The sequence below is a fragment of the Zavarzinella formosa DSM 19928 genome (assembly GCF_000255705.1).
In the GTDB taxonomy this organism is placed as follows: Bacteria; Planctomycetota; Planctomycetia; order Gemmatales; family Gemmataceae; genus Zavarzinella; species Zavarzinella formosa.
On record NZ_AIAB01000508.1, the window covers coordinates 1 to 4406 of the forward strand.

Genomic DNA, 4406 nt, shown 5'->3' on the forward strand with positions numbered 1-4406 from the left:
GGGCTTTGCCACGCTAGCCCCCATTTTGGCCCCCTATCGTTGCATCTTCAACCCTAACGTGGCAAGTCCACTTCCCATTGACTTGGAGATTCCTGCTATAGTGAGAGTATCAGGACGGCGGGAGTAGCTACCCGTTGGCCCGTCCCGACGATTCGGAGTTGGTTCCCCGGTCTTCGGGGCGGGTGTGCCTGTCAGGAACCAAAGTCGTGAATGCAAAAGAATCAGTCCGCTGTCCGTTTTGTAAGCATGTTTTTGAGTACGATACCGAAGCGGGCGATGAACATATTCGGCACAAGAGTTTGAGTCCACTTCGCCCGGCGGGAAGTGGTGAGCCGAATAATAGCCCAAAAATCGAGTGCGAAAATTGCAAGAAAAAATTCACGCTGTGATACGAGAAGGTCGGCCAATTACGGAAGAAGATGAGATGTGGGCGGAGATGGCCCGCAACTCAGTTAAGAACTCGGCCACCGCACTAAACGACACACTTCAAAAACTTGCCGCACTCACGGCAGCGATGGCTGGCGGACTGGTTGTCCTGCGAGATTCCGCAGTGCCGGAACGGTGGCGAGTAGCGGTCATTTGTGCCCTGCTTATTTCGCTGACCTGTTCGGTTTGGGGCATGTATCCACGCAAATGCCGTGTAAAACTCGATGATTATCGCAGTTGCCGGGAATCGGAACAAAAAGCAATTTCTCTCAAGTCATTTTGGTTGAAGGCGGCCGGTATCGGTTTTGCTTTGGCCATTGCATTGGCTCTCATCGGAATGATTTCCAACGCATGCTAGACCACGCATGAAAACTCGGTCTGTCCTCGATCCCGAGTTTGCCTTTCCAGCCTCAGCACACCGATCCAACAACCGGCTCAAACGCCTTCCGACACTCCTGCTCATCCTTCCAGAACACCGGCACGATGCCAAGCGATTCCTGTTCCTGAATCAGACAGGTCAGGTTATGGCAGATGATCTTGCAAAGCACTTCGTTGACCATCGCCGTGGGGGCCTTGCTCACCACATCAGCCCCGAATTTCCGCTTGATGGCTGAGAATGTCGATTCCACGTTGCTCCGCTTGTGGTAATGGGCCATGTACTCGTCTTGGTTGAACTTGAAGTAGTGGAATGCCTTCTCGAACTGGCCACCGATGGCCCCCGTGGTGTTGTTCTTAAAGGCGATGAACGCTTCCCCGCCGCACTCCGCGACCGCCTCAAAGTTTTCCAGACTGGCATACGCCTTGTCGGCCGACACTTCGCCGATGGTGAAGTGCTTCCGGGTTTCCTTGAGCAACGGCACGAATTGGGGAGCGTCGGCCGCGTCCTTGTCGAGAATCCGAACCGCCGTGACCACGTTCGTTTTGACGCCGGACGCGATATGCGTCTTGACCCACACGCAACGATTCCGCGTGATGCCGTACTTGTGGTCGTACCACTTCTCGTACTTCGTGCTGCCGAACCCGCTGCTGTCGATGGCGAAGTCCCGTTCCAACGCCCGGAGCGGGCGGGCACTGTATCCGACCAGTTCACGCAAGATCGGCGTGTAATACGCATCTTCCGCGAACGTCGTCGCCTTCATGCCGGGAATCGGCTTGCTGACGAATCCCATCTCATGGGCTTCGAGAAGATCGGTTGAGAACCGGCGGGCACTCAGGCCGCAATAGACCTTGTACGCCATCGTGAACACGGCATCAGAGGGCAGGTGCGGATTCTGGCCGCTCGTATTACCGGCCCGGTCGCGGAGGGGAAGACGGCGGCAAAGTTCGTGCAACAAGACGCGGAACCGCCGCTTCTCGGTGGCTTGGGCCGCGTTGTATTTTGGCCAGTCTTGCTTGTAGACCTTCTTTTCCGTGATCGTCATCGTCTTGGTTTCGACGATGGTTCCATCCGGCAGAATGTCCCGCTTGTGGACGATGGACGCCGCGAAATAGTGCTTGCAGGTGAAGCCGCCCTCAACATGGTCAGGACAGGTGCAAGTCTTGGCTTCCAAGTTGACTTGATACGCGGCAATGTCACCTCCCCGCGTCTGACTCGGGACCAACCAAGTGCCGTTGCTCAGGCGATTTAACCGGCAGGTGGCCGCGATGATGAGGCCGCGTTCTTCCCGAGCGTTCATGGATGTCTCCCGTGTCTTGTATATAAATTAATATACAGTCGTCACAAGGGATGTCAATGTTTTTATTTACATTTTTGCCAGTGATGGTGTTACCCAACGAGACGGAAGTTTGAAAAGTTCTGGCCGTACTTGTCACGGAAGTTTTCCTCGGACTCCCCAAGGAATTCAGACAAGTCGCTCATGGCCCAACGCAACTTCTTCTGGTGGAATTCGACCACGTCCTTAAACATTTCTGGCTCTTCCGGCGGAATCGGGCACGGCTCACAAGTCCGGTAGCCCCGTGTACTCAACTGCCGAAATAGGTACTGGTACTGATTGTCAGTGATACTACCGAGTCGGTGGGCGTGGACAATTAACGCTTGCATCGACACTTTCCAATACGACTTTAGAGCCGCCGCCTTGGGCAGAGTAAGATTCCGCAATTCGTCCTTGATCTCGTCGGCCGGCATCAAAAATTCGGCCGCGAACCGATTCGCTTCGTCTTCCAAATCGCCTTCCGTTGGCAAGTGGTGCATGACAACGTGCCCGACTTCATGGGATAGGGTCAGGCGTTCACGGTCGCCCGGAATGTCCTCGTGAACGAAAAAAATCGGCGGCATGTTCGGGGCGTCAAGTGGCCACTGACTGACACCGTCAACGCGAGTCTCCCCAAACGGGCAACGGAAGACCATGCCGCCTGCCCGTTCAATCGACGAAACCACGTTTCGGGCCGGTCCGCTTGGCATTTGCCAAAGTTGCCGCTGCCGTCTGGCACACTCTTCCGGGCTGCCAAGTTTGGCCTGATCCATTCGGTAAAACGAATACTTGCTCGTGACCTTGGCTTGTTTGAGAAGTCGCGATGCCTGAATCCGCAACAGGTTTACTTTGGCGTGGATGACCGTGAGTTCCGCAACCGAAAGCCGGCGATTCTTGCGGTGGTACATGCAACTCGCACCGTACAACTGGTCCGGCCATCGAAAGAACGATTCCGGCCGGCCCAAGAATTCAGCGATGGTGCGGATGTGTTCGTCGGGGACCTCTACAGCCCCAGACTCGTAACGGGAAATCGTCGCCTGATTAAGCGAAACGCCGGTTGCCAGTTCCGCTTGTGTGAGACCGCAAAGTTCGCGGCCAAGGACGATCATTTCCGGGTTAATCTTGTTCATCGTGTTCCTTCGACTTCTCCACCTGCCGCTCGCTCAGAAGTGTCGGCTTCGGAGATCGAGAATCCCTTCTGGTCCAAGTCATCGTGACTGTCATCCATCGGCACAGAAGCCAGTTGAGGCGTAAAGCCAACCGGCACGAGCGAAGGCTGAGGCGGCATAACGTATGCCCAATCCACATGCTTCCCTTGGCTGCGGCTGTAAGCGATCACCAAACGGACTTCCGTGATCTCCTTTAATAGCTCGTATCCCAAGATGACGCGGGGATAGTCCGGGATGCCCGAGTCCCGCCGCTGGTCCCAAAATTTGACATTTCTTGGCGTGGAGTAGTTACTCCGTTCGAGTCGAGGGCGATCCGCTGCCGTGCGTTGCCGATACGTCAGTTTTTTGATGGTGACGGCGATCTTATCTTCGATGACGATTACCAGTTTTTGATGCTGGTCGAACAATCGAAATCCCGGCTTCCCGTCAAGAAGGCTTCGGGCGCGGATTTGCGATTGCATCGTCAGCCAAACGGCGCAATCGCCTTCTTTCATGTCGATGAAGTTCTTGTCGTTCGTTCTGTACTCGACCAACTCTTCCCACGGCCCCATGATCGAGGCATGAAGCATCGGGAAATGCGGCTCCAAAATGTCAATTATCTCTTCTTGGCTCATCCGCTCAAAACGGGGCCCGAAGAGATTGGGTTGGACGCCGCGAAAGTTAGTGGTGTTCATCCAATCAGGATAAACGGATCTTTACAAAAATACAACCAAATTATGCACAAAATTATGCACGCCCAATTCCCTCCCTGTTTTCGCCCAAACTTACGGCTAAACGTCATCGCCCCTCACGGCAAACGGGCCGCTTGATTTTTGTCAATTAATATATATACTTACGGTTATGGAAAGTGCATTGGGCAAAAAGGCGTTGGCGAGAGCCGAGACAATGCTGAAAGACTCCGGGATGACCTTGGAGGAACTCGGCATCAAGATGGGCTACCCACCGGCAACCGCGAGGGCGTCGGTATGGCAGTTGTTCAACAAGGTGAAAGACCCGCGACTTTCATCGCTCGAATCGCTTGCCGACGCTCTCGGCGTCAAAGTCAAAGATTTGCTATAGTTTGACCTAGCGTTGCACCCCGTCACCTATCGTTGCAAGTGGGGCTAGCGTGGCAAAGCCG

The 4406-nt window shown here is 54.6% G+C and carries 5 protein-coding genes; 2 read left to right on the top strand and 3 right to left on the bottom strand.

The features are described from left to right. Positions 1-355: 355 nt before the first annotated feature. On the top strand, positions 356-784 hold the full coding sequence (locus BGIM_RS0100215) for a hypothetical protein (protein ID WP_157368520.1): 429 nt from the start codon (positions 356-358) through the stop codon (positions 782-784). Between the two features lie 52 nt (positions 785-836). On the opposite strand, the gene BGIM_RS47810 is transcribed toward BGIM_RS0100215, so the two are convergent. The 3 genes from BGIM_RS47810 to BGIM_RS0100230 form a co-directional block, all read right to left on the bottom strand. Further along, positions 837-2102, bottom strand: coding sequence for a transposase (locus BGIM_RS47810; RefSeq protein ID WP_020467844.1), 1266 nt, complete (start codon positions 2100-2102; stop codon positions 837-839). An 89-nt stretch (positions 2103-2191) separates the two neighbouring features. Continuing rightward, entirely contained in the window at positions 2192-3247 is a 1056-nt protein-coding gene (locus BGIM_RS0100225) for an XRE family transcriptional regulator (RefSeq protein ID WP_020467845.1), read from the bottom strand. Continuing rightward, complete coding sequence (locus BGIM_RS0100230; protein ID WP_157368521.1) at positions 3244-3855, bottom strand: hypothetical protein; 612 nt, start codon at positions 3853-3855, stop codon at positions 3244-3246. The genes BGIM_RS0100225 and BGIM_RS0100230 overlap by 4 nt, the downstream gene beginning before the upstream one ends. 316 nt (positions 3856-4171) lie before the next feature. Here BGIM_RS0100230 and BGIM_RS0100235 point away from each other — a divergent pair, with 316 nt between their 5' ends. After that, complete coding sequence (locus tag BGIM_RS0100235; RefSeq protein WP_157368522.1) at positions 4172-4345, top strand: helix-turn-helix domain-containing protein; 174 nt, start codon at positions 4172-4174, stop codon at positions 4343-4345. The last annotated feature ends 61 nt before the right edge of the window (positions 4346-4406 follow it).

What these genes read in the sequence shown, in the direction of transcription:
- BGIM_RS47810 (WP_020467844.1), bottom strand. Translation starts at nt 2,102, where the DNA reads ATGAACGCTCGGGAAGAACGCGGCCTCATCATCGCGGCCACCTGCCGG.
- BGIM_RS0100225 (WP_020467845.1), bottom strand. Translation starts at nt 3,247, where the DNA reads ATGAACAAGATTAACCCGGAAATGATCGTCCTTGGCCGCGAACTTTGC.
- BGIM_RS0100230 (WP_157368521.1), bottom strand. Translation starts at nt 3,855, where the DNA reads ATGCTTCATGCCTCGATCATGGGGCCGTGGGAAGAGTTGGTCGAGTAC.
- BGIM_RS0100235 (WP_157368522.1), top strand. Translation starts at nt 4,172, where the DNA reads ATGCTGAAAGACTCCGGGATGACCTTGGAGGAACTCGGCATCAAGATG.